The sequence below is a fragment of the Bradyrhizobium sp. CCBAU 11361 genome, from assembly GCF_028128935.1.
GTDB lineage: Bacteria > Pseudomonadota > Alphaproteobacteria > Rhizobiales > Xanthobacteraceae > Bradyrhizobium > Bradyrhizobium niftali.
On sequence record NZ_LBJZ01000161.1, the window covers coordinates 28261 to 51525 of the forward strand.

The following is a 23265-nucleotide window of genomic DNA, read 5'->3' on the forward strand; positions in this document are numbered from 1 at the left end:
CAAGGGCAGCCAGTGAGCAGGGTCGCGCGAATTCTCAGACGACCGTTGACCTCCGTCACAGAGATGGCCAGCAGCCTCGGGTTGCTCTTGGAGCGCGAATAGGCGCGCTCCAACGCGTTGAGGCCAACTGCTTGCCGCAACGATGGCGTTAGCGGCGATAGCGAGCATGGCTCGTAGAAGATGCAGATTTTCGGAAGTGGCACTTGCTCTGGAAACAACGGGGGTACCGATAACAATTAAGACTCGAGTGGTAGCACGGAGACAACTGTCGTCGATGGCTCACAGAAGCGCCCCGTCAAGACCGGTCCATCGGTGAGACTCTCCTGGAAGAAGGTCTCGCGCGATGATGCAGCGGATCGCGGCCGCAGCACCTCGGGAAATTCGGCTGAACTCATGATGTCGCCGTCGTCGACATAAAGCACATTTGGATCGACATTTACGGCCGGATATCGGCTTGAGAGCAACTCAGCTTGCGCCCAATGCGCGGTGGCACGGCGGCCATCGAGCAATCCGGCGGCAGCAAGGATGAACACGCCGGAGCAAATCGAGGCGATCCGCACACCTCGTTGATGTGCACGGCGCAGCGTGTCGAGCAATGTCACGGACGGAATGTGCTCGATATGCGACCACCCCGGCACGATGATCGTGTTCGCCAGCGCCAGCGTCCTCAGACCGTCGTCGGCAACAATTCTGATGCCGTTATTGGTAGCAAGCGGCCGTCCCGGATGCTCGCTGCAAACGACAAGGCGATACCAGTCAGTGCCCATATCTGTCAGGCCGAAAACTTCCACCGCCAGTCCGAGCTCGAAAGCGTTGACGCCGTCATAGGCGAGCACGGCGACAAACTGCTCCCGCCTTGGCGGTCGTGGTTTCTGACGTGTGGCGCGCGTGCGCAGGTTTGGCATAATCTTAACGTTAGGTGGCATCCGTGCCACTGGTCAACCCGGCCTCGCCTGGCGCAACTTTGACCAAGATGGAGGACATGGTGATCATCCGAGTAGCGACTTGTGAATTTCCCGATCGTCGCGACGGCGCGACAGCGATGTAGAGCCGGCTCGAACGTGAGCTCGCCAAGGCCCCGGTTGATCTGCTCGTTCTTCCCGAGTTGGCAGGCGTCGACAGTTTTTGGGGAAGCCCGGTCTTCAGCGAGGTCGTTTGGCGTCAGGCCGTCGCCACGCATGCCAAGATCTCAGATGAGCTGAAGCGCCTGACGGCAAAGCGTATCCTCGGGACGCGGGCTGTCGAGGTGGACACACGGCGCTGGAACGAGACCTTTCTCTGGAAGCCGGAGAGCGGTCTGGTCGGGGGCAGGCCCAAGGCGTGGCTGCCGCAGCAGGAGAGGGGCTGGGAAGCAACCTGGTTCGATCGCGGCCCACAGAATGTACTTCCCGTGCGGGACGACAACCTCTGCTTCGCCGAACTGGTTTGCACGGAGCTCATGGTGAGCACCGCGGCGCGCCGTCTCGGGCAGGCGGGGGTTCAGTTGATTGCCGCGCCGCGGGCCACCGGCGGCCATCCGCGCTGGGAAGTGGCGACGCGGATGGCGGCGATTGCAGCCGGCGCGTTCGTGGTGACGGCGAACCGGCGCGGCGGCAGCTTTGCCGGCGGAAGCTGGATCGTGGCGCCTGATGGAGACATCCTTGCGCACACGAGCGAGGACAATCCCATCATCAGCCTTGAAGTCGATCTGGCCGCGGCCGATGCGGCCAAACAGACCTATCCGCGCAATGTCAGGGATTGACCAGATTGAGGAGACCTCGCCGATGCTGGAGGCGCCGACCTATCTCACTTCTGCCGAGGAGTTACGGCCACCCTATCTTCCGCCGTCGGCATTGATGCGCGCCAAGCAGCTCGACCGGCTGGATCGACATTGCTGCAACTTTATCGCGCATGCGCCGCTTGTCATCATTGGCTCGTCGCATCCCGAGCGCGGCCATGATGTCAGCCCCCGCGGCGACGCGCCGAGTTTTGTGCATATCTTCGATCCTCATCATCTGGCGATCCCGGACCGGCCCGGCAACAATCACCTCGATACGATGGAGAATTTGCTCGTCAATCCGGCGATCGGCCTGCTGTTCGCTTTCCGGGCATCGAGGAATTGCTGCGGGTCAATGGCACCGCGCGTCTCACGCGCTCCGAGGTCCTCCTCCAATTGAGGTCGGTCGGCGGCAAGGCGCCAAAGCTCGCGATCGTCGTGACCGTCACGGAGACGTTCCTTCATTGCACCAAGGCTCTCAAGGGCAGCCGTCTCTGGCGGGATGACTATCGGCTGGATCGCGCCAAACTGCCGTCGCTCGGACAGATGATTTCCGATCAGACCATGCCTGCCGATCTCACCGTCAAGGACATCGAGGCGCGAATCGAAACCGACGCCAAAAAGACTCTCTATTAGCGAACGAGGAATGACGGATGAAGCTGCAACTCCTTCGAAACGCAACATTGAAGCTGAATCTCGGTGGACGCACGATACTCATCGATCCGGTTTCGCGCCGAAGCACAGCCGCCCTTCTATTGCGGGACGCTCGCCAAATCCGCTGGTTGAGCTCCCCGTGAGCACCGACCAAGCCCTCGACGGCGTCGAGCTGGTTATCGTCTCGCATCTGCATTCCGATCGCTGCGCTTTGGCCGCAGCGTGATCGCGGAAGCGCGCCTCCGGATGAGACGACGGCAGGCGCGCTTGGCTCACGCGACAGCCGTTCTGATCGACAGCCCCCGCCCCGCGTGTGGGCCCGCCGGCTCAGAACTCTCCTCCAGGAGATCCAGTCTCTACCTGCTTTCCTCCGTTGCCGCTTTGCAATGGCGATCTCCATCCCGACCTACTGATGGACATGTGGAAATGTGTAGCGATCGGCGAGATAGCGGAGTATTCGCTGCGATGAGTCGATGAACCGCCAGCCATTTGCGACATCCGCATCGTCGGGTACCGGACGGGTCTGATCGAAGACGAGAATTGGAAGCGATTGGTGCTGCTCTCCGAGAAGTTCCACGATCTCGGCTCTCGGTCGCGCGAATGACAGGCGATGCACCTCAATCTGCGTTGCCAGCCCCGGAAACGATGCCAGCAAGCCTTCGATCGCGTTGCAGTGCGGGCAGACGAAGAACCGCCCCGGCTGTGCCGGATCTTCAAATCCTGGCTTCAACAGGAAGAGGCGATCTTTGCTCATTACCGGTCTCCGAAATGCCCATCACCACACCTGCGTGATTCGCGCCGAGGGTCTGCGACACTCGATTGTGCTGGCGCGGTCGATTTCGTCCCATTGTGCGCCACACATCGTAGCGCCGGATCGTAAGTGCAAATGATCCTCAGTCAATGAAATGGAAGGAGCGTTGTTTTGGCTGAATTGTACTGACCGCTTCGCGTGCCAGCGTCGATCTAGAAGGATCATCATCCAGTCGGCCATAACCGCTTCATGCTCAGTCACGCCGCCCTTGCCTGCAGGTGCCGCACGCGAGGAATCACATGCTCGGCAAAGCGCCGCATGTTCTCGTCGCCCGGCTGGAACTGAAGCATGAAGAGCTCGACGCCGATATTGTTGAATTCGAGAATCCGGCGCGCCACGTGTCATAGCTACCGACGAGCCGCGCGGAGGTCCCTCCGTTCGTTCTACCCTTGCCTCCTTGGCCGCCATCTTGAACTTCTGCGCATCGGGGTCGGCGTTGGCGACGACGCGCGCCGGGGCCGGCTTGTCCTGGTCGGCAATCGTGAACAGCTCGACGAGCTTCCTCTGGGCTTCCGCGTCGGTCTCGCGCGCGATCACGAAGGCGGACATGCCGAAGCGAATCGGCACGCCGCGGCGCGGCCTTCGCGCGACGTCCTGGATCAGCGAGCGAATGTCGTCGAGCGGCTGCCCATTCATGAAATAGACATCGGCAGCGTCTGCCGCGAGTGCGCGCGCAGCCTCGGACTCTCCGCCAAGATAGATCGTGGGACGCGAGCGGAATCTATCACCCGGACGGAGCTGATAGGACTAAGCCACCACGAGGAGGTTTCCATTCCCCCTGCACGTCCACGACCTGGGAACAACAAATCGCAATGGTTCAGCTTGGTGAACGCGTAGGTCACAGAAACGCTCACGCCGGCGGCGAACGTGTCGGGGATAGCGCGGCCCCTGGGGCTCGGTCCATGCAGTCGCCGTTCAACTTCCCTGGGCGACTTCTTTTGGCCTGGATGGTCCGTGTTCCTCGGTGTCGGGCAGCCGCTCAGGGAGTTGCCGACGCCGGAGGGGTGAATTGTGATCGCTCTTTTGGCGTCAACGATCCGCTATGGGCCCGCTCCGATCTGATCGGTCCGATCCTCGACCATAGTCACGAAGATGTGCGATTCTTCTCCGGCGCTGCCGATCTGTAACCGTCGAGCACAGATCACTCTCTGCCCGCGAACGGGGCTATCGATCGAATCGATAATGGGTTCGAGTTGCTGCTTCTGGGCAAGCAACTGCTGGTCACGCCGTTCGATCAGGTCGGCCGCCTCCGGGGAGAACAATTCGCGCGCGGTCCTGCCGACGATTTCGGCCCGCGACATGCCGATGATCTTCTCGGCGGCCTTGTTGACGAAAAGGTAACGCAAGGTGCGCGCGTCCTTGGCGATGATGCCTTCGTTAACGTTCTCGACGATGGTGGCCAGAAACCGCTCGGTCCTCTCCAACATGCGCTGGCCATGACGCAAGTCTGTGACGTCCTCCTGCACGGACACCAAACCGCCGCCATCCATCGGACGCTCGTAGATCTTGATCGTGCGGCCGTCATTTAGCGCGATCTCGTAGGCTGTCGGCTCGCGCCGGGCGATGCGATCGAGAAACGCGGTGAGATACTTGACGATGTCGCCGCTGAAAAGTCCGTTCTTGACACGATGCTGCAGGATTTTCTCCAGCGTGGAGCCAGCCCTGATCGTCTCAGGCAGATTGTAGATCCGTCGATAGTTGTTGTTCATCGCGATGACATTGGCCCTGCCGTCGAGCATGATGAGGCCTTGGGGCATGCTGTTGATCGCCGCCGACAATTGCCACCTCTTGGCCTGGTACTTATGGTTGAGCTTGTCGCGCTGGGTCATGGCGGCGTCGCGTTGCCGCGCCGTGTTGAACTCGAGCTGCTCCAGCTCCAAAATCTTTTGCACGGCATCGCGGAAGTGCTGCACGGTGCGGGCCAGATAACCGATCTCGTCGTTCCGCATCAGATGCGGCACCTCGCTCTTGATGTCTCCTGCGGCGATCCGGTCGGTTGCTTGTGTGATATCGGAGAGCCGGCCGATCACAGAGTCGCGCATGACGAGGACGTTGATCGCGGCAAGGACCAGCGCCGCGAGGCCAAGCATGAACAGGTACCAGGCCGCATAGCGGTTCTCGTCAGCAAGCTGATCGGCTTCGCGGGCTTGCTTGTCGTAGGATCGCTGCAGTGCCTCGAGGTCAGCATTGAGATTGCTGCGCACCGTGCGATTGGCGTCGTTATCGCCCCATTCACGAGCCGCGGCCGGACTGATCTCGAGCCCCCGCCGCACCAGTTCCTGCCGAAAGTCGATGAATTGCATCACTCGCTGTTTGAATGCCGCGAACAGCTCGAGATCGTCGAGTTGGACAGTCTGTTCCCAGCGCACCATCACCGCCGTGAGCTCGCTGTTGCGCTTGACCAGCTCTCCCGCGAATTGCTTCACTTTCGCCGGTTCGGTGGACATGTAGATCCCACGCGATTCCATCACGATCGCGTAGATCAGGGCGTTGACGCGCCCGATATTGACGGCGGCCGCGGCCGAATCGGCCTGCATGTGCCGATAGTTCCCCTGTAGGCGCACGGAATGGATCGACATCACCAGCAGAAATAATGTGACGATCGTCAAAAATCCGGCGATGGAATAGATTTTGTCGGCCACGCTCAGGCTATCGGAGCCACGCACAAAGCGAAGAAACCTTTGCAGCGTCTTGGTCGCAGTCCGCGCCCAAAGGCCCGCCGTCGCAGCGTTCATGATGCACCTATTCGGTCGAGAATGGCCGACAATAGGCTCGGCGGGGCTAGCGGAGACTTAACGGCCTCGCCTCGGCTTATCTTTCGAAGCGCGCCAGAGCCTTCCCGTCGCCAGCGGTTTTGAGGAGGCCAGCGCTTCGCTACGCGGGCCGTACAAGAGCGTTCCTCTCGGTACGGACCGTACAAGAGCGTTCCTCTCGGTAGGCAAAGTCTACAGCGACCGTTACCGACGATCGGCTTCGGACCGTGCTCGGCGATGATATCGCTATCTGGTCCTTGACCGCGGAAACCCGCACAACGATATCATGCGCCGTCCCGAGGATTTGGTGGAGTTCAAGCGCCACCTTCGGCGTCTATTCGACCAGATCAAGGCTGTTCATGGAGAGAATGCGTTCATCAACGTCTTTCCCGCATTGCCGAACTCAGCTTCTATCGAGGTTGGGCGTGTTCGGATGCCGAAAGCCGATCTGCCCTTGCGCATCTATGATCAGAATCGGTCGGTCGGCGGCTTCATTCCGACCTTGAAGATCACGAGCTAGCCCGCGGCAGAAATATCCGAAAGCGCCGGTTACGCGGTCATCGGACTGGTCAGCCGGTCCCAGTCCCAACCTTAGATGCGAGAGGTGCGTGAAGGCGCCATTGACGAAGGCGCTGCCGGAGCTCTGTATTGCTCGGCATCGAGCGTGCTCCAGGCACGCCGCTCAACGGATTAGATCCGCCCGCGCGAAGCCCTGCTCGCGCAGCGCATGAAATCTTGACGCTCTGGCATCTCTTGCTCGGCCAGTCGCTGGAGCCTGCAGCCGTCAGCTGACGACTCTAGCTAGAATCTAGCCGAGGCGCCGTTCTGGCAGATCGCCGATCTTCACTCGATGGCTCAACCCTCCAGTGGAGACGACGTAGCCCATCACGCCGTCTTTCGATTTGACGAATGCCAACGTAGATTGCCCAGTGGCGAACGAGATTTGTCCAGAGGCGATTTCCAACGCTGCGCTTTCTCCGGCGTAGTAATGGAGCGTGATCGGGCGTTCCGTGACCTCAATCTCCAGCGCGTAAGTGAACGTGATATCCTTCACTTGGAAGCGCTGGCTCAGAGCGTCGATGATGTAGAAGCCCTCCATCGGTGCAACGATGTGACCAGTGAGGGTCTGACGGACGGTCGGATTGCGGGCTTCCGTCGTCAGTTTGTCCACGATGAGAGATTGAATACCCTCGCCGTTGTAGGGCAAGCCATCAGCCGTATAGACGGTGGATGGATTTGCGACCTTTAGCCCGTTTTCCACCACGCGAACGTGAGCTTCGATCGCAGTGAAGTTGTAGAACTGGCCGATGATGGTGACAGTGCCAATCCATTCGAAGGATTCTGCTTCGGCCAACTCCATGCACGTCAGGTTCAGTGCCTCAGCCTTGGTGCGGGCCGTGTTTGTAAAGCCGTTTGCAGCAACTACGATGCCGTGGTGGATTCCGGTCTTCTCGCACTTTTTGGCAAAGGCCTCGATCTGAGGAACTCCCACCTTTCGCCCTTGGTCCCTACACTCAATGGCGGTGAGGTTCGGCCCGTGATGGGTACGACGGATAATAACCACGTCATGCTCGCGAAGCCGCCCGGTGTCCTTGTCGGGCAACCGTAAGGAGGAAGCCACGGTCACTCCGTCCTTGTGCGCGAACATCCGTTCCAAGAGGGCAACGAGGTTATGGAATCGCTGACCAGGTCGTTCAGAGACGGTTTCTTTCACGGCGCACATCCTATCCCCATCGTGTGAGCTTTGCACCCCAAGTCGGCAAGCCTTCGCCATCTTTCAAAAGGAGGGTCTTAGAGGGTTATGGAGTAGACATAGTCGAGGTCGTCGCGAATCTCCCGCCGACGTCGAGCGGCTTGAGCTTCGCTCGCCAAGTTCTTCATCGCGAAATCCGTCCTTCGAACCCACCCCAGAAGCCACAATTTTCGTGGTGACGAAGCGTAACGTCGGGTAACCGGTCGGAACAGCCTTTGTCGCGACACTCATTGGTTTTGCTGTCGGTCCGAACGATCGGATACAAAGGAGAACAGTGCAGCGGCGGAGAGAGTGGGAGTCAACCCCTATTGAAAAATAAGCACTTTCTGCCATCGCCGATGCTAAAACCACGGTCCTGACTACAGCTCTCTTATGGGCACTGTAGTTTCGTCAAGCCCCGCGAACGCGTGACCCTTATTCCGCCGTTTCGAACCGATTTTGAGGTGACCGGAGTTTCACGATCGGCAAGCTAACGAACGTTTTGCGGCTCTTAAACCCGTGATCTCCTTCATCGTCGAGGCCTATGGCCGCGACCCGAGTTGCCCAAGATCGCCTATTCATCTGTTCTCGAAACTGCCGCCGAGAAATTCGCAAACCTATGCGAAGAGAACCTTTTCGAGGCCAGTGACGAGCTCGTCGCGTTTTTCCTTCGGCAGCTTGTCGAGATTCTGCTGACGCCATTTGACGGCCGGCAAATCGGCTGCGGCGGGTATGCCGAGGAGACCCCAATCCGGCGCGCCGCGCTCGAACGATACAAGAAACTTCCGGTGTGCGTCCGGCATCTTGCCAACAATTTATTCAACGAGCGTCTTGCGCGCGGCGATAATGGCATCCTTGGAAACGGGCTTGTCCGTCATACCCTCGAAGCCATGGAGGAATTCATCGCTGATATCTTTTTGAGGCGAGGCAAGCACCTCGAACATCGGCCGGTCGTGGCTTAGGAGATAGACGATGAAAGCTTTGCGGATTTCATCGTGATGCCTTCATTTGGCGAGCAAATCTCGCACATCGAACAGATCGCGTGGATGCTGGCGGTCCAAAGCCGCAACGATCTTGCCGCCATAGAGATCGGCGAAAGACACGGTACGAGCCTCCGCGAATCCGAACTCTTTTTCAACGGCAGGCCGCACCGAAGTCACGACCGGCTCGAAGACGCAGCCACGCAGCACCGGTGTGACTTCAATCTTGATCTGGACATTCTGCGCGCGAACCACCAGTTTGACGATCGCGCCCTCCTTACGGGTCTCATGGACCTGCGCACCGGGGATCTTGTCTTTTACTTTGGCTGCGATGCGCTGCATGGCCGCATCGATGTCGGCGAGGGATTCGGGTCTCGGCGCTACAGGAACATAAGTCAGATCGATATCGACGGACAGACGCGGCATATCGCGGACGAACAGATTGATTGCAGTGCCCCTTTCAGGGCGAAACACTTCTCTTCGGTGACGAACGGGAGAACGCGCAGCAACAGCGCGACCTGCTTTTTGTAGATGTCAGCGAACGCCATTGAGATCTTCCGGTACCGTTATCTGATAGGTCGGGTCGAGAACGCCACCTTTGACGAGCATGCGCTTGCCGTGGCCCAGATCGACAGCCTCCTTGTTGAGCCGCTTGAGCCAGGCATGGTTGTGGCGATCGGCAAAATAGAAGAAGAGACGCTTGACCTTCACGCTCGCACAATCGTTCAGGAGCTTCTGCAAGCGGTCCGGCCGAAGGTTCGCAAGACCACCGAGCAGGGCGTCGACCTGTTCGAAACTTTCGTTGTTGGGCAATTCGTCAAGCAGTTCGAAGACGGCGCGCTCGGGCGTGGACAAGGTCAGAGGCCAGTCCCATTGCCCCCAGTTCAGTTGAGCTACGTCGCCTCCCCGAAAGGCCGTGATGTCTGTCATCTTGCCGGTTTCGACATTCCAGCGGACGCTGCTTATGCTCTTCGCGACGGGGTCGTTTTTGAAGAGCCGTCTATCATTGTGGTAGATGAATTTGACGGATAGCGGCAACTTACTGAGCCAGGATGGTGGCGGCTTGGGTCCGTAAAGATGGACGCGGGTCGTCGATTGCGGGAGATAGTGGGCATACCCTTGCAATTCGAGCGCCGTCCGTCCGCCCACGACGAGTGGGGAATAATTCAGGATGCCTTGGAGGGATATGACGACTTGTTGCCAGCTTAGTTTGTAACGCGGCCGCCGGAAGACCCCTCGGGCTGGCTGTTCAAGCCAACCACGTTGCACATACAGATGCTGGAGTTGGGTGGAGTAGCCGTGCCGCTTGAGCCAGGCAGAATCGACCACTAGCCCCTCGGGTAGGAGCTTGTCGAGCTGGTTTAAGAGTTGTCCCCTTTGTCTATCCATAGTTGATATATCGCCATATCTTCAAACCATTTGCAAGTTTGAAAAGCTCCCATAAAATCAAGCAATACTAGATTAAAATAGCATTTCTTAAACCAGGTCCCCTTCCCCGCGCCATCCTCCTCAAGTTCCAGTCGCATGAACTGTGATTTCGCGAATTTGTCCCACAGCGAGTTTGAGGATTTGCGCCGCGACCTCATAGGCCGCGAAATTGGAAAGCACTTCGAGGCTTTTCCGGAGGGGCCGGATAACGGGATCGACGGTCGACACGCCCTAGCCGACGGCACGATCACCCTGCAGGCCAAGCATTATCACCGTCCCGGGTTCGCGGCCCTGAAATGCAAAATGGCGAGCGATGGCAGTCGATCGATCGGCTGCAGGGATAGCTTCGACGGGCACGAATGCACGTACGGCGTGAGACCAGTAACTACTTGGAGGCGGGCGGCGAGCAAAGGGCGGTTGAGAAGGCCGGCGACAATGGGCTTGCCGAGGGGGCCCGGATCAGCTTCGAGCTCAAGACAGGCCCCTCGGGCAAGGTGTCCGCTGAAGCGCTGCAAATGGATGATTCCGCACGCGCCGCCTGAGGTACGGGGAAGACAATCTCGCTGCACTGTGAGTTTCGGCGGAGTGAATGTGTACCGAAAGATTAAGGAATCCACGCCCAGGCTTGCAATCTACTTAGCGAGCAACCGCAGTTGAAACATCTGAATCAATGTTGACTGTTGCGGTGAATTCAGCGCCTGAGCCTGCGCCTCGCTGAAGGAAGCGCACCTGCGAGCTTTCTAGCGCCACATCGTCGGCGCGCTATTCAACGCCGTCAGGCCAACTTGCTTGAGAACGTTGACGGACGTCTCTCCTCGGGTCGCGGCTTCCAGGATTTTGGAGGCGACGTGTGTTCTGGCGCCGGTCTCATGAAGCGAAAGATCCTTGCAAACTTCATCCAGAACCGCGCGCAGAAGGGTGGTGGTTTCGGAGTCGAACATGCGAGGTCTCCTCCAATCCGACAATGACCTTAGCGGAACTCGCGTGTGGCGAGATACAACTACGTTAATAGAATTGCCATCGTGCAGAGGATTTAGCGGCTCACCTTCCTTGTTACGCGATCATAAGGCGGGCGGGCTTCGCGCCATCGAACTTGTAGCTGAGGCGACTGGGGCGCCTGCGCTACAGGACCGCATCATCCAGAACGGTTCGAAGTCGGATTCGGAAAGCGGCGCGTGACGCTGAGCCCAGCGTTCGCGGGGCCCAGCGCCCAATAGCGCGGCGCATTTCGGCCTATTCTCCGCCCTCGTAGAACAGCTCGAGCGGCAGGCCGACCAGCGCCTTACCGATCCAGTCCCGAGCAATCACGTTTGATGGTCCCATGGCGATGGCTGCCCGCGCGTCACGGAAGGCGCGCTCGATCGGGCCGCGGTGGTAACCGTAACCTCCCGTGACCGTGAGTGCTGCTGCTGCGACCTTATTCGCAACCTCGGCTGCATGGACCTTGAACTCGGTCAGAGGGATTAGGATCTCGCTCTGCGGCTTACCGGCCCGCCAGAGCTCATCCAGCCTTGCCGCGAGCTCCAGGCGCCACGGCCGCAAGGTCTCGACCAACACCTTGGCCGCACCGAGCTCCTGCCGGATCGCTTGATAGTCGGACAGACTCTTGTTTCGGTCCCTGTGAACGAAACTCGTGGCGTGCTTGACGGCTGCGTTCAACGCGCCGCGGGCCACGCCTTCCCAAACCGCACCGAGGCCGATCAGATAGACCGGGGATACGCCATCATATATGATCTCCTTCCCCTGCCCCTCAGTGCCGAGCCGGTCACGCTGCGGCACCCGTACGTTGCTGTAGCGGATCGGGCCCGAGTGATTGCCGCGAACACCGAGCGCATCCCAAGGCTTGGAGTCGATGCCCTCAGACTTGCCGTCGACAATGAAGAAGACGATGTCGGCCTGGTCCTTCGCGCCTGGGGTGCGCGTCTGCACGACATAGAAGTCGGCCTGGCCGGAGCTTGTCGTGAACGACTTTTCGGCGTTGAGAAGATAATTGTCGCCGTCGCGCGATGCCTCGGAGAGATTATACCACCAGTGTCCACCAGTCGCACGTTCGCTGGTCGAGTATGTCCCAAGCAAAGCGCCATTGTTGGCCTTGAGCCAACGCTCCTTCTGGTCATCGTTACCAAACAGATTGATCGTCTGAGCCGCGCCGACATGCATGACGTAGACGAGGCCGGTCGACGCATCGGACTGTCCGATGCGGTAAGCGGCTTCGGCAAAATCGACATGCCCAAGACCAAGGCCACCGAAGCGTGTTTCGTTCAGCACGCCGGTCCAGCCGGCTTCCGCCAATGCCCTCAGATTCTCTCTTGGAAAACGGCTTTCGAGATCGTTGCGATCGGCATTGACCTTGACGGTCGCATCGATCGCGGCATCCAGCCGGGAATAGATGTCAGAATCGATCTTGCGCGCCAGATTGTCGTTAGCCATTGGTCATTCTCCCCTGTGTTCGTCAAAGTGTGGCAGCGGCATGGATAAGCGGTTTATCGGCGACGTCGGTTTGCGGTGAACCGCCGAGGTAAAGGGCCCTGATGTCGTCGCGGCTGCGCAATTCGACTGACGAGCTGGACAGCACGCTGCGGCCGCTCTCAAGCACGACGGCATGGTCGGCAAAGCGCAGCGCGACCGTCGAATTCTGTTCCGCGACCAGGATTGAGAGCCCCTGCTCGCTATTAAGCTGCTTCAGCGCTCGGAAAATGCCTTCGACGACGAGCGGCGCGAGCCCCATCGACGGCTCGTCGAGCACCAGGAGTCGTGGCCGCGACATCAATGCGCGACCGATCGCCGTCATTTGCTGCTCGCCGCCCGATGTGAGCCCCGAGGTCGACTTGCGATGATCCTTCAGTCGTGGGAAGAGCTCATAGATTTCGTCAAGATCGGCACGGATCACGCGAGACTTTGCGTCTCGGCCAATAGCACCGGTGATAAGGTTCTCTTCCACGGTCAGCGAGGGGAAGCAATGCCGGCCTTCGAGCACGGGAACGAGCCCGGCCCGGACCAGCTTCGCGGGCGATGTGGATACGATGTCGCGGCCGTCAAAAAGAATCCGCCCGGCGGCCACTTGGCCACGCCGAGCCGGCAGCAGCGCCGAGATCGCCTGGAGCGTCGTCGACTTGCCGGCTCCGTTGGCGCCGAGCACGGCGACGATTTCGCCACGTCGAACCGCAAACGATACGTCGTTTACGGCGCGAATGGCGTGGTTGTAGGTTGCCGCCAACGCTTCGACCGAAAGCAGAACGTCACTCATGCCCGGATTCACCCTGTCTGAAAACTGCGGGAGCCGAGGCTTCCGCAGTAACCGAAGCGTTGCCTTGCGCTACTGGCTCACCGGTTCATCGCCGGAGCTACGAATCTTGATGTTGTGCTCCTTCGCATAAGCGGCGGACGACTTCTCGATGATGGGCCGCAGGGACGCCCAATCCGGCGCAATCCAGTCCGAGACCACCTTCCATTTGCTGCCATCCCACTGCTGGAAAGTGACGCGGCCATCCCCTTCGTGATTGTCCCAGGTGACGTTGATCGAATGGAACAGGCCCTTGGCGCCCAGCGCCTCCACCCGCCCCGGATCGAGCGCCAGGTGCTCAAAGCCCCAGCGGACCTCGTCACCGGTCAAGGTACGCTTGCCGAACTTTGCCTGCGCAATCCGGACAGCTTCCACATTGAGGATACCGTTCACGATTCCGAGGTTGTGATAGACGCTGCCGATGCGCTTCTTGTCGTCGAGATTGCCTTTGTTCGCGCCATAGACGGTCTTGATCACCTCCTGGAGCACCGGATATTCGGCGCCGGAGGTCTGGGTCGTGATCGCGATATATCCCTTGGCGGCGTCACCGGCGGGAATGACATCCTCCTCGGAGTTGGACCAAACGTTGCCGATGATGTGGTCGGCGGGGAAACCGACCTTCTGCGCGGTCTTGAGCGCCACCGGATTCATCACGCCCCAGCCGCGCAACACCACGTAGTCTGGCTTTGCCCGGCGGATCGAGAGCCATTGCGACTGCTGCTCATTGCCCGGGTGCGGGACCTCGATCTGTTCCACCTCAAAGCCGTATTTGTCTGCCAGGAGCTTGTAGATCGGGATCGTCTCCTTGCCGTACGGCGAGCCATGATAGAGCACGACGATCTTTTTGCTCTTGAGCTTTTCCGCGCCTCCTTCCCTGGAGGCAATGTAGTTCACGATGCCGGACGTCTCGCTGTAGGGATTGAGCAGCAGCGGAAAGACGTAAGGGAACACGCGGCCATCGGTCGAATCAGTACGACCATGGTTGACGGTGATCAGTGGCACCCTGTCCTTGGTGATGCGGTCGATCATGGCGTAAGCGATGCCAACCGAAAGCGGATTCCACGCCGCAATCCCGGGACGGCTCTTCAGCCGCTCATAGACTTCGACGCCGCGTTCCACCTCGTACTGCGTCTCACCTTCATCCCAGGTGAGCTTGACGCCATTGACGCCGCCATCGCGGATGTTGATGAGGTTGAGATAGTCGATGAAGCCGCCAAAGAACCCGGTACCGCCGGCGGCGTAGGGACCAACGCGATAGCTCTGCAGCGGGAAGAACTGTTCGTCGGCGTGCACCGCCAACGTACTAGCGAGGCCTACGGCGAGCGCCGCGCCCATAGTCACTTTCAAACGTCTGAACATGTTCATTACAAGCTCCTTTGGGGTAAGCAACTCTCAAGTCGGGATCGCGGGGCGCCTGGCGGTCCGGATGGCGGGCGCGGTCCCACAGCGCGATCAGCCCGCGCGGCTCTGCGATCAGAAAAGCAATGATGAGCGCTCCGATCACGATGCGCTGACTCATCTCGAGAACACCCGAATCGAACACGTTGCCGAGCAACGCGGCGCCGATCCGCGACAGCAGGAGCGGGAACACGACGATGAAGGCGGCGCCGATGAAGGAGCCGCGCAGCGAGGCAAGGCCCCCAATGATGATGATGAACAGGATCTGGAAAGATCGATCCAGATTGAATCCGGCCGGCTCGACCGTGCGCAAATATGCGAATGCCCAGAGCACGCCGGCAACACCGATGATGAAGGACGAAAGGGCAAAGGCGAGCAGCTTGGTGCGCAAGAGCGGTACGCCGATCACCTTGGCCGCGATCTCATGGTCGCGCACCGCGATGAAGTTGCGGCCGGATTGAGAACGCAACAATCGCAGCGTCAGCAGGGTCAAAACGACCACGATCGTCAGCGAGAAAACGTAACGTTCCGCGGGGCTCGTGAACGTAATGCTGCCGATACTGAGAATCGGCGCGTCGATTACCCCTGATGGATTGTCGTTGGAGAACCAGCTGAACTTGGTCAGCGCCCACTGTACGAAGAACTGCGCGGCGAGCGTCGATACCGCGAGATAGAACCCGCGCAGCCGCAGGCTCGGTAGCCCAAATATGATGCCGATGACCGCTGCGACACCCCCGGCCAGCACCAGGTCGATGAGCAGCGGCAATGTGGGGATGCGAAGATGAAGATTATAGGCGGCGTAGGCGCCGACAGCGAGGAAGGCGGCCGAGCCGAGCGAGACCTGACCGGCATAACCGGTCAGGACGTTGAGCCCCACGGCCGCAAGTGACAGCGCCAGGAACGGCGTGAGCACGGCGTCGAGCAGATAGTCCGTCCCCGCGAGAGGAACGATGCCGTAGGCGGCCACAATCACCAGGCCGATCCACAGCACCTCACCGGAGACCCAGCGCGATTTAGCAGGAGTGAGGGCCAGCATGACTTACACCCTCTCCACCAGCTTCTGCCCGAACAGGCCCGATGGCCGGATCAGCAGGAGCGCCAGTGCCGCGACATAGGCGGCCCAGGCCTCGATGCCGCCGCCAAAGAACGGTCCGACATAGACCTCAGCCAACTTTTCGATTGCGCCCACCAAAAGACCACCGACAATCGCACCGGCGATCGAGTCGAACCCGCCGAGGACCAAGACTGGAAGCGCCTTCAGGACGACGAGCGACAGCGAGAACTGCACGCCGAGCCGCGCGCCCCACAGCAGCCCACCGACCAGGGCGACGATCCCCGCCACGGTCCAAACGGCAGCCCAGACCCGTGGCAATCGCAGGCCGACCGCAAGCGCTGCAAATTGATCATCGGCAACGGCGCGAAACGACAGCCCAGTGCGGGTATAGCGAAAGAAGAGTGCAAACAGCGCGACCAGGCTGCCCGCGACCGCCGCCGCAAACAGGTCGAAGCGACTGATCAGCACGCCGGCCACCTCGAACGGGGTGTCGCTGATGCCGATGTCGAGGCCATGAACCTGCGTGCCCCACAGAAGCTGGGCTGCTCCGTCGATGACGTACGAAAGCCCGAGGGTCGCCATGAACAGGGTGATCGGCGGTTGGTTGACCAGCGGCCGCAGCACCGCGCGCTCGGTGGCGATGCCCAATACGACCATGATGACCAGCGTCGCTGCCAGTGCGGCAACGAATGGCGCGCCGCGCTCGACGAGGCTGACGAAGGTCAGGGCCGCGAACAAAAGCATCGCGCCTTGTGCGAAGTTAAGAACGCCGGAGGTCTTGTAGATCAGCACGAACCCGATCGCGACAAGGGAGTACATCACTCCCGAAAGCAGGCCACCGATCAGCACCTCAATCAGAAACTGGTAATCGAACATCGGATCGCAAGCTCCGTATCGTCCTCATGTGCGACGCCGAGATAAGCGTCGATCACCGCAGGATCGGCGCGGATTCGGTCGGGCGTGCCGTCGGCAATCTTTCGTCCGTAATCGAGCACGGCCACGCGATCGGACAGGCCCATCACCACGCCGATGTCATGCTCGATCAGGACGATTGCTGCGCCGAAACTGTCGCGGGCGTTGCGCACATGCTGCGACAGCTCCCGCTTCTCGGTAAGAGTCACGCCTGCGAACGGCTCGTCCAGCAGTAGGAGCCTCGGCTGAGCAACCAGCGCCCGCGCCAGCTCGACGCGCTTCTGCGCTCCGTAAGGGAGCGTTCCAGCAAGACGGTCACGAACCTCAGCAAGATGCAGGAAGCCGATTACTTCTTCGGCGACCGCGCGATTCTCCGCCTCGATCCGTCGCGCCAGTGGCGAGCCGACGATCTGCCGCAAAAAACCCGTACGGACGCGATGCGCTAGCCCCATCAGCACATTGTCGAAGACGGAAAGTCCCCTGAAGAGCACCAGATTCTGGAACGTCCGCGCCACGCCAAGCGCTGCAAGCTTCGACGTCGGCACATCACGAAAGGAGTGCTCGCCAAACCACACCTTCCCGCGGTCGGGCCGGTAAAGCCCAGTGACGATGTTGAGGAGCGAGCTCTTGCCGGCGCCGTTCGGTCCGATCACTGCCAGGATCTCGCCCTGGGCGACTTCCAGATCGACCTCGCGTAGCGCTGCGACGCCGCCGAATGTCAGCGAAATGTTCGCAAGTCCGAGCGCCGGCCCCGCGATCGTTCTGACGACGCGCTCGTTATTGAGCTCTGTCACGTCATCGCGCTCTCGGGACCCTGCACGGATCTGTTCGTCTGCAGGAACCTCCTCCAGACGAAGCACGCCCGCTCCTGTCGCAATCCCCGCCACTTCGCTGTCTCTCCTCAGGCCTATTCGGCGGCCTGAACGCGCACGGGCGTCCTCGCCTCGAGCTCGCGGACCCGCGGGATCACATGCTTGCCGAAATATTCGACCTCCTCCTGGAAGTGCAGGAAGCCGAGCAGGATCAGGTCGGCACCGGCGCGCTTGAGCTCAATGATGCGCTCGGCGACTTGTTGCGGCGTGCCGATCAGATTGGAACGAAAGCCATCGTTGTACTGAACGAGATCCTGGAAGGTGGATTTGGCCCAATTGCCCTCGCGCTCGGGGCTGGCATTGCCGGCATTCTGGACCTCATGGTGGAAGCCGCCCACCGCCTCCGGGATCGCCTTATCAAGGATCTCCTGGAGGAGATCCTTGGCCTCCTTTTCTGTCTGCCGAACGATGCCGAATGCGTTGATGCCGATCTTGGTTCGCCAGCTCTTGCCGAACGTCTTTTCCTTGCTCCTGATGTCGTCGACTTGCGTCTTCAGGCCGTCAGGCGTGTTACCGTTCGTAAAATACCAATCGGACACGCGGGCGGCCATGTCGCGGGCCGCACGCGAGGAGCCGCCCTGGAAAATCTCAGGCAGCGGATCGAACGGCTTCGGCTTGAGCGAATAGTCGTTGAACCGATAGAAGTCGCCCTTGAGCGTGAAACTCTCCTGCGTCCAGATCCCGCGCAACGCGTTGATGAACTCCTCCGAGCGGCGATAACGCTCGTCGTGGTCGAGCCAGGGCTCGCCGATCGCATGGAATTCGCCGCGGAACCAGCCCGAGACAACATTGACCGCAACGCGCGCATTGGTGAGCTGGCTGATGGTTGCAATCTGCTTTGCGGCCAATGCTGGATTCCATGGGCCGGGAAGGAGAGCAGCGATCACTTTGAGCTTTTCGGTCGCGGCGAGCAGCGCGTGTGAAAAACTGACCGATTCGTGCTGCTTGTCAGCGCCGTAGCCCGCTGTGAAGCGGATCTGGCTCAGCGCGTAGTCGAAGCCGGCCTTCTCGGCCATCTGGGCGAGCTTGCGATTGTAGTCGATGTCCCAGCTGGTACGTTGCTCGATCGAGGAGATGACGAGGCCGCCGGACACGTTCGGCACCCAGTAAGCAAATCTGATCGGATTGTTGTTCGCAGACATCTTGCTTGTCCCTTGAAAATCGCACGGCAGCGAAATAGCCGGCGGCTTGAGTCCGGCAGCACCATGCGACCACGCCGATCGAGACGAGCGAGTGCGGACGCTGCTGCTCGAGCGGCCTTTTAGGTTGGTGATTTCGAGGAGCTAGAGCGATCTCAGTTCAGATCGCGCTTGCGCATTGAGACGCCACTCAGGAACGACACGAACACAACTTATCGACAAGCTCGCGCATGATCGAATGCATGACCTTGTCAAAGATGTTGTTGCGCATCATCAGCGCTCCTGACTGGCACCATTGCCTGATGACCAATCCTCTCAAAGATTGTTCGACCATGCGAGTCCAAGACGCACTATTTTTCGTCGCGCGGAGATAATCAGCTTCCTTTTTTTTCGCCGCGCACGCATCGTTTGTTGCTGTGCAGGCGTGGCTAATCATCGCATCGCCGCAAAGAAGCCCTTTCAATGGTCGCGGCCGTTTCGGGCGCTACCAGTATGGTACCTTGCACTTGATTCTGCGACTTCGGCGATTTGTTGGAATAGTTTTATTACATTCGCCGGCATCTGAGACCACTGCACTCCCCGCAAATAGCTGGAGAGCTTGAATTCGCAATTTAGATGAACGGACCACTGTTCTACAGTCGAACATGCAAACACCTTAGCACCCAGGGGAATACTGACGAGCGGCCCACGCACGATCGCACCCCACACTGTCCTGCCTCTCAAGGAAGATCCGCTACCCGTCGCGACAACGACCTTTCCAGGAAGATGAAATCGCGCGCCTGCTCGACCATCGGAGCGGATCTTCAGGCCGTTGGGCCAGCCGTCATATTCGGCGACCAAGGACCAGACTCCATCCGGTGCAATCGGGAAAATGCGGCCGAACGGAATATCGACGACATAAAGATTGCCGGCGGCATCGAATGCCGGCCCCTCGATGAAGCAATCCACCGGCTTGCCGCCGCGGTTGGCATCGGCCCAGTCCGAGCGAACGCCTGGACGTCGAAACTCCGCCGGCATCGCCGAGAAGACGCGGGTCTCGACGCGCTGTGGCGGTGTGTCGAGATACATCATGGCGTATCGCTCAACGCGCGGCGCGGCTGGCCTTCATACTTGTAGGCAAACTGCTTGGGCATCGGCCCCTTGTTGCGGTCCTTGCGTCCGGTCTGCTCCCAGGCGTGCGCCAGGATGCCGACCGCGCGCGACAGGCAGAACACACCCCGCGCGAGCGGCGGCGCAAAGCCGAGCTCGCCATAGATGACGGCGGTGGCTCCATCGATGTTCATCGGGATCAGCTTGCCCTTGCGTTGCCGCATCACGCGTTCGATGGCGCGGCCTGCGGCGGCATAGCGCCCAGCGACACAGCCTTCAGCCATAACCGCATCCACCAGCGCCAGCAGCGGCGCGGCACGCGGATCGACCGGATGAAAGCGGTGGCCGAAGCCCGGCAGATACTTGCCGCGGGTCGCGGTGAAATGATCGATGGCCGCACCTGCCGCGGCGTCGATCTCCTGGGTTTCGGTCCGCCGCAACAGGTCGTCATAAAGCTCGACGGCCTGCTCGCCCGCGCCGCCATGGACGTCGTCAAGCGTGTTGATGGCGGAGGCCATCGCGCCGTTCAGCGGCAGGCCGCAGCTCACCGCCATCTGGGCGATCGCGATCGACGGCGCATGCGGGCCGTGATCGACGGACGCAACCAGCGCGGCCTGGAGCAGCCGCTCCTGCGCCACTGAGGGCAGTTCTCCGCGCAGCATCAGCCAGATCATCGCCGGAAACGAGATCCGGCCGATCAGATCCTGGATCGGATAACCCCGATAGGCGATGCGCCCGGGAGCGACGTCACAGATCGACGTCCGCCACCACTGCGCGGCTGCGTCTCGCAATGCGGTTTCATCGCTCATGGTTCCCTCCAGTGGTTCGCCCTACCGTTTTGCCTGCAACCGCTCCGCTGGCCACGAGTTCAGCGATGGCCTCTGCGGAATAGCCGAGCCGCTGCAGCCATCGCTCCGTGTCTGCTCCGAGTGTGGGAGGTGGTGACGGCACCGGAAACTCCTCATTTAGCCGGAAGCCCGGCCGCGTGATTCGTAGTGGCTGCGCGCCGGCCTGTTCCGGGGGCAACGTCTCGACAAAGCGGCGGTCGAGCAGCTGCGGCTGCCGCAATATCTGAGCGACCGTCAGCACGCAGCCCGCGGGAACACCGGCCGCATTCATTTGCAGCTCCCATTCTTCAGCGGGCTTGCGGCTCAGCGCCTCGTTCAATTCCGCATTCAGCGCCGCACGGTTTACCTTACGCATCTCGCGCTTTGCGAAGCGTGGATCCGTCTTCAGCTCCGGTCGGCCGATCAGGTCGCATAGGGCTTGGTACTGTTTCTGCTCGTTGGCGGAGATGTTCAACGGGCCTGTTTCCGTGCTGAACGTGCCCGAGGGAGCCGCGGTGAAGTTCTCGTTGCCCATCGGCTGCGGCTCGACGCCGGCGTTCAGGTAGTTGGAGACCACCCATCCCATCGCTGCAACGGTGGCTTCGAGCAGAGACACGTCGATGAAGCGACCACGGCCGGTCCGCCGCTGTTCGACCAGAGCCGCGCTAATGGCAAAGGCGGCCGTGAGCCCCGCGATCGTGTCCGAGATCGGAAAGCCGGTGCGCAGCGGCGCCGAGGCTGTATCACCGGTGACGCTCATGGCGCCAGAGAGGCCCTGGACGATCTGATCATAGGCCGGACGGGCCGACCACGGCCCGCTGTGTCCGAAACCGGAGATGGCGCAATAGACGAGAAGCGGGTTGTGCTTGCAGAGCACGTCAAAGCCGAGACCAAGCCGTTCCATCACCTTCGGCCGGAAGTTTTCGAGCACCACGTCGGCTTCAGTGACGAGCCGCAAGAACACCTCGCGGCCTGATTCCGACTTCAAGTCCAGCGCCACCGATTGCTTGCCAGCATTCACGGCGACAAAGGAGAGGCCCTGCAAGCGCTCCGCCCTTTGCGGATCGGAGCCGAGGCGCCGCGCCAGGTCGCCGCCGTTCGGATTTTCGATCTTGATCACCTCGGCACCGAGACGCGAGAGATGATAGCCGCAGAACGGACCAGCCAGCACGTTGGAGAGGTCGAGGACGCGGATGCCAGTGAGCGGCAGAGACATTCCAATCCCCCTTACTTCAGCTGCTGTGCGGCGTGCTCGGCGAAGCGGTTGGTGAAGGTCTTGGCGAGATCGATCCTGGCGGCCGCAATCTTGGGGTCGTAGTCGCTGAGGACCGCGAGCGGCACCTTGGCGGCCAGCGCCGCTACGCTGTCCGCGATTTAGCGAAACTGCTGTCCCGTTTTTGCGAAATATGCACCATCCCATACCTCCGTCCAAGCCGGAGGCTTCTTTCGCACAGCTATACCGATCCCGAAGCAAGGGGTCCGGCTAAGCGCCTACCCTTGACATGGCATCCCCATCGTTCATTCAAAGTTCCTTCATTCTAGGAGAAGCCGTTAATGCTGAGAGTGCGACAGAATCTGTACGTTATCCGGCGCCCAAGAAAATTCGGAGAAATTCATGCTTTGGGTCTATTAAGAGTCCCGATCAAGGCCGTTGAAATGGCCCGACCCAGAACTTGGCGGTTTTCCGGGACATTCATCATAGTCACATGGTCGCCTGGAATTGGCACGGCATGAATGGCCTCCGCACTTAAAATCCGGTCCCAACCCCGCAAAGGCGAACTTGCTTCTGGACCTAGCGAAGTTTTTCGAGAACGTGTCCGACGGCTAAGAGGCCGGTTCGCGTAGAATTGGTGTACCTCAACCGGAAGGGACGGAACTTGATACAAGGCCAGCGCCCGTTGGAACTGCGTGGCCCTTTCATACGTCAGAATGTCATTGCGGAGATCACGATCCAGAGGGATCGCCCCAATTCTCTGAGCCTTTTCAAGCAGTCGGGAAATTGAATTTTGTCCAGCGAAGCGGTCGAGAATTTCGAACTTCTCGTCATCTAATTCGAGAGATTCCAGCAGTACTTCTTGTATCATTTGGGTGGGTGATGTCCTTGATGCATTTGCAAATAAAACAACGTCAATTAGGCCGATGAAGGAAACAGCTTCGTTGAGCTTTAGTAGCTGCTGCGCAATTGCATAAGCCAAGATTCCTCCTGATGAGTATCCAGAGAACCGATATGGACCTCGCGGCTGGATCTCGCGAATCGCCATGCTAGCTTGCGAGGCGATCTCTTGAAGAGTTGGAAATTGAGCTGCACTGAATTGCGGCCACGGCAAACCGTAGACAGGACAGTCGACATCCATTTCTTGCGCCAAACTGGGGATATAGGAGCAATCGCCCAAACCTGTGGGAACAAAGAACAGCGGTGGCCGCGATCCGGCTTCTCGAGCACAAATCGCTCCCGAATAGCTGGGCTGTGGCGCCACATGAACTTTCGATGCAAGTTCCTTTAGAACGGGGGCTTGAAAGAGGTCGGCGGCACTGAACTTAAGCCCAAGATCGACTGCGCGACTGAGCAATTGCACA

24 protein-coding genes and 2 pseudogenes are annotated in these 23265 nt (G+C 60.0%); 6 read left to right on the forward strand and 20 right to left on the reverse strand.

Annotated features, from left to right (window positions below; translation table 11 throughout):
* Positions 1-236 precede the first annotated feature (236 nt).
* Positions 237-836, reverse strand: coding sequence for a DJ-1/PfpI family protein (locus tag XI08_RS15430; protein WP_271575035.1), 600 nt, complete (start codon positions 834-836; stop codon positions 237-239).
* A 239-nt stretch (positions 837-1075) separates the two neighbouring features.
* Here XI08_RS15430 and XI08_RS15435 point away from each other — a divergent pair.
* The 4 genes and pseudogenes from XI08_RS15435 to XI08_RS15450 form a co-directional block, all read left to right on the forward strand.
* A pseudogene (locus XI08_RS15435) lies at positions 1076-1741 on the forward strand (carbon-nitrogen hydrolase family protein); the annotation flags it as partial.
* Positions 1742-1835: 94 nt separating this feature from the next.
* A complete protein-coding gene (locus XI08_RS15440; protein WP_271575036.1) occupies positions 1836-2156 on the forward strand; it encodes a pyridoxamine 5'-phosphate oxidase family protein in 321 nt (106 codons plus the stop codon).
* On the forward strand, positions 2153-2392 hold the full coding sequence (locus XI08_RS15445; RefSeq protein ID WP_271575037.1) for a hypothetical protein: 240 nt from the start codon (positions 2153-2155) through the stop codon (positions 2390-2392). Before XI08_RS15440 ends, XI08_RS15445 begins: the two co-directional genes overlap by 4 nt.
* A gap of 10 nt (positions 2393-2402) precedes the next feature.
* On the forward strand, positions 2403-2636 hold the full coding sequence (locus XI08_RS15450; protein ID WP_271575038.1) for a hypothetical protein: 234 nt from the start codon (positions 2403-2405) through the stop codon (positions 2634-2636).
* Between the two features lie 180 nt (positions 2637-2816).
* On the opposite strand, the gene XI08_RS15455 is transcribed toward XI08_RS15450, so the two are convergent.
* From XI08_RS15455 to XI08_RS15465, 3 genes are all read right to left on the reverse strand, one after another.
* A complete protein-coding gene (locus XI08_RS15455; RefSeq protein WP_271575039.1) occupies positions 2817-3164 on the reverse strand; it encodes a DUF3088 domain-containing protein in 348 nt (115 codons plus the stop codon).
* A 21-nt stretch (positions 3165-3185) separates the two neighbouring features.
* On the reverse strand, positions 3186-3923 hold the full coding sequence (locus XI08_RS15460; RefSeq protein WP_271575054.1) for an LLM class flavin-dependent oxidoreductase: 738 nt from the start codon (positions 3921-3923) through the stop codon (positions 3186-3188).
* A gap of 338 nt (positions 3924-4261) precedes the next feature.
* Complete coding sequence (locus tag XI08_RS15465) at positions 4262-5830, reverse strand: PAS-domain containing protein (RefSeq protein WP_271575040.1); 1569 nt, start codon at positions 5828-5830, stop codon at positions 4262-4264.
* 430 nt (positions 5831-6260) lie between these two features.
* On the opposite strand from XI08_RS15465, the gene XI08_RS15470 reads away from it, so the two are divergent.
* A complete protein-coding gene (locus XI08_RS15470; RefSeq protein ID WP_271575041.1) occupies positions 6261-6494 on the forward strand; it encodes an SAVED domain-containing protein in 234 nt (77 codons plus the stop codon).
* Positions 6495-6782: 288 nt separating this feature from the next.
* Here the strand turns inward: XI08_RS15470 and XI08_RS15475 are convergent, their stop codons facing one another.
* On the reverse strand, positions 6783-7688 hold the full coding sequence (locus XI08_RS15475; RefSeq protein ID WP_271575042.1) for a restriction endonuclease: 906 nt from the start codon (positions 7686-7688) through the stop codon (positions 6783-6785).
* A 578-nt stretch (positions 7689-8266) separates the two neighbouring features.
* Here XI08_RS15475 and XI08_RS46020 point away from each other — a divergent pair.
* Complete coding sequence (locus XI08_RS46020) at positions 8267-8668, forward strand: hypothetical protein (protein WP_333927425.1); 402 nt, start codon at positions 8267-8269, stop codon at positions 8666-8668.
* 42 nt (positions 8669-8710) lie between these two features.
* Here the strand turns inward: XI08_RS46020 and XI08_RS46025 are convergent, their stop codons facing one another.
* The 15 genes and pseudogenes from XI08_RS46025 to XI08_RS15550 form a co-directional block, all read right to left on the reverse strand.
* Complete coding sequence (locus tag XI08_RS46025) at positions 8711-9160, reverse strand: nucleotidyl transferase AbiEii/AbiGii toxin family protein (protein WP_333927427.1); 450 nt, start codon at positions 9158-9160, stop codon at positions 8711-8713.
* 60 nt (positions 9161-9220) lie between these two features.
* Complete coding sequence (locus tag XI08_RS15485; protein WP_271575043.1) at positions 9221-10075, reverse strand: type IV toxin-antitoxin system AbiEi family antitoxin domain-containing protein; 855 nt, start codon at positions 10073-10075, stop codon at positions 9221-9223.
* A 779-nt stretch (positions 10076-10854) separates the two neighbouring features.
* Complete coding sequence (locus XI08_RS15490; protein WP_271565763.1) at positions 10855-11055, reverse strand: hypothetical protein; 201 nt, start codon at positions 11053-11055, stop codon at positions 10855-10857.
* 292 nt (positions 11056-11347) lie between these two features.
* Complete coding sequence (locus tag XI08_RS15495; protein ID WP_271575044.1) at positions 11348-12544, reverse strand: acyl-CoA dehydrogenase family protein; 1197 nt, start codon at positions 12542-12544, stop codon at positions 11348-11350.
* Between the two features lie 22 nt (positions 12545-12566).
* Positions 12567-13361: an ABC transporter ATP-binding protein gene (locus XI08_RS15500; RefSeq protein WP_271575055.1), complete on the reverse strand. Its 795-nt coding sequence runs from the start codon at positions 13359-13361 to the stop codon at positions 12567-12569.
* A 69-nt stretch (positions 13362-13430) separates the two neighbouring features.
* The gene (locus tag XI08_RS15505; RefSeq protein WP_271575045.1) at positions 13431-14762 is read right to left on the reverse strand and encodes an ABC transporter substrate-binding protein; all 1332 of its coding nucleotides are present in this window, start codon (positions 14760-14762) and stop codon (positions 13431-13433) included.
* Entirely contained in the window at positions 14701-15831 is a 1131-nt protein-coding gene (locus XI08_RS15510) for a branched-chain amino acid ABC transporter permease (RefSeq protein WP_271575046.1), read from the reverse strand. Before XI08_RS15510 ends, XI08_RS15505 begins: the two co-directional genes overlap by 62 nt.
* 3 nt (positions 15832-15834) lie before the next feature.
* A complete protein-coding gene (locus tag XI08_RS15515; protein ID WP_271575047.1) occupies positions 15835-16725 on the reverse strand; it encodes a branched-chain amino acid ABC transporter permease in 891 nt (296 codons plus the stop codon).
* Positions 16704-17555: an ABC transporter ATP-binding protein gene (locus tag XI08_RS15520; RefSeq protein WP_442869825.1), complete on the reverse strand. Its 852-nt coding sequence runs from the start codon at positions 17553-17555 to the stop codon at positions 16704-16706. Before XI08_RS15520 ends, XI08_RS15515 begins: the two co-directional genes overlap by 22 nt.
* Before the next feature lie 113 nt (positions 17556-17668).
* Positions 17669-18775, reverse strand: coding sequence for a dimethylsulfone monooxygenase SfnG (gene sfnG / locus XI08_RS15525; RefSeq protein WP_271575048.1), 1107 nt, complete (start codon positions 18773-18775; stop codon positions 17669-17671).
* Between the two features lie 187 nt (positions 18776-18962).
* On the reverse strand, positions 18963-19235 hold the full coding sequence (locus XI08_RS15530) for a hypothetical protein (RefSeq protein WP_271575049.1): 273 nt from the start codon (positions 19233-19235) through the stop codon (positions 18963-18965).
* Positions 19236-19555: 320 nt separating this feature from the next.
* A pseudogene (locus XI08_RS15535) lies at positions 19556-19843 on the reverse strand (SMP-30/gluconolactonase/LRE family protein); the annotation flags it as partial.
* On the reverse strand, positions 19840-20670 hold the full coding sequence (locus XI08_RS15540) for a citryl-CoA lyase (protein WP_271575050.1): 831 nt from the start codon (positions 20668-20670) through the stop codon (positions 19840-19842). The pseudogene XI08_RS15535 and the gene XI08_RS15540, both read right to left, overlap by 4 nt.
* Complete coding sequence (locus tag XI08_RS15545) at positions 20660-21904, reverse strand: CaiB/BaiF CoA transferase family protein (RefSeq protein ID WP_271575051.1); 1245 nt, start codon at positions 21902-21904, stop codon at positions 20660-20662. The genes XI08_RS15540 and XI08_RS15545 overlap by 11 nt, the downstream gene beginning before the upstream one ends.
* 397 nt (positions 21905-22301) lie before the next feature.
* The coding region (locus XI08_RS15550; RefSeq protein WP_271575052.1) for a thioesterase domain-containing protein at positions 22302-23265 on the reverse strand (964 nt) is incomplete at its 5' end.

What these genes read in the sequence shown, in the direction of transcription:
- sfnG (WP_271575048.1), bottom strand. Translation starts at nt 18,775, where the DNA reads ATGTCTGCGAACAACAATCCGATCAGATTTGCTTACTGGGTGCCGAAC.
- XI08_RS15545 (WP_271575051.1), bottom strand. Translation starts at nt 21,904, where the DNA reads ATGTCTCTGCCGCTCACTGGCATCCGCGTCCTCGACCTCTCCAACGTG.
- XI08_RS15485 (WP_271575043.1), bottom strand. Translation starts at nt 10,075, where the DNA reads ATGGATAGACAAAGGGGACAACTCTTAAACCAGCTCGACAAGCTCCTA.
- XI08_RS15455 (WP_271575039.1), bottom strand. Translation starts at nt 3,164, where the DNA reads ATGAGCAAAGATCGCCTCTTCCTGTTGAAGCCAGGATTTGAAGATCCG.
- XI08_RS15540 (WP_271575050.1), bottom strand. Translation starts at nt 20,670, where the DNA reads ATGAGCGATGAAACCGCATTGCGAGACGCAGCCGCGCAGTGGTGGCGG.
- XI08_RS15490 (WP_271565763.1), bottom strand. Translation starts at nt 11,055, where the DNA reads ATGTTCGACTCCGAAACCACCACCCTTCTGCGCGCGGTTCTGGATGAA.
- XI08_RS15515 (WP_271575047.1), bottom strand. Translation starts at nt 16,725, where the DNA reads ATGTTCGATTACCAGTTTCTGATTGAGGTGCTGATCGGTGGCCTGCTT.
- XI08_RS15510 (WP_271575046.1), bottom strand. Translation starts at nt 15,831, where the DNA reads ATGCTGGCCCTCACTCCTGCTAAATCGCGCTGGGTCTCCGGTGAGGTG.
- XI08_RS15450 (WP_271575038.1), top strand. Translation starts at nt 2,403, where the DNA reads ATGACGGATGAAGCTGCAACTCCTTCGAAACGCAACATTGAAGCTGAA.
- XI08_RS15440 (WP_271575036.1), top strand. Translation starts at nt 1,836, where the DNA reads ATGCGCGCCAAGCAGCTCGACCGGCTGGATCGACATTGCTGCAACTTT.
- XI08_RS15470 (WP_271575041.1), top strand. Translation starts at nt 6,261, where the DNA reads ATGCGCCGTCCCGAGGATTTGGTGGAGTTCAAGCGCCACCTTCGGCGT.
- XI08_RS15495 (WP_271575044.1), bottom strand. Translation starts at nt 12,544, where the DNA reads ATGGCTAACGACAATCTGGCGCGCAAGATCGATTCTGACATCTATTCC.
- XI08_RS15500 (WP_271575055.1), bottom strand. Translation starts at nt 13,361, where the DNA reads ATGAGTGACGTTCTGCTTTCGGTCGAAGCGTTGGCGGCAACCTACAAC.
- XI08_RS15505 (WP_271575045.1), bottom strand. Translation starts at nt 14,762, where the DNA reads ATGAACATGTTCAGACGTTTGAAAGTGACTATGGGCGCGGCGCTCGCC.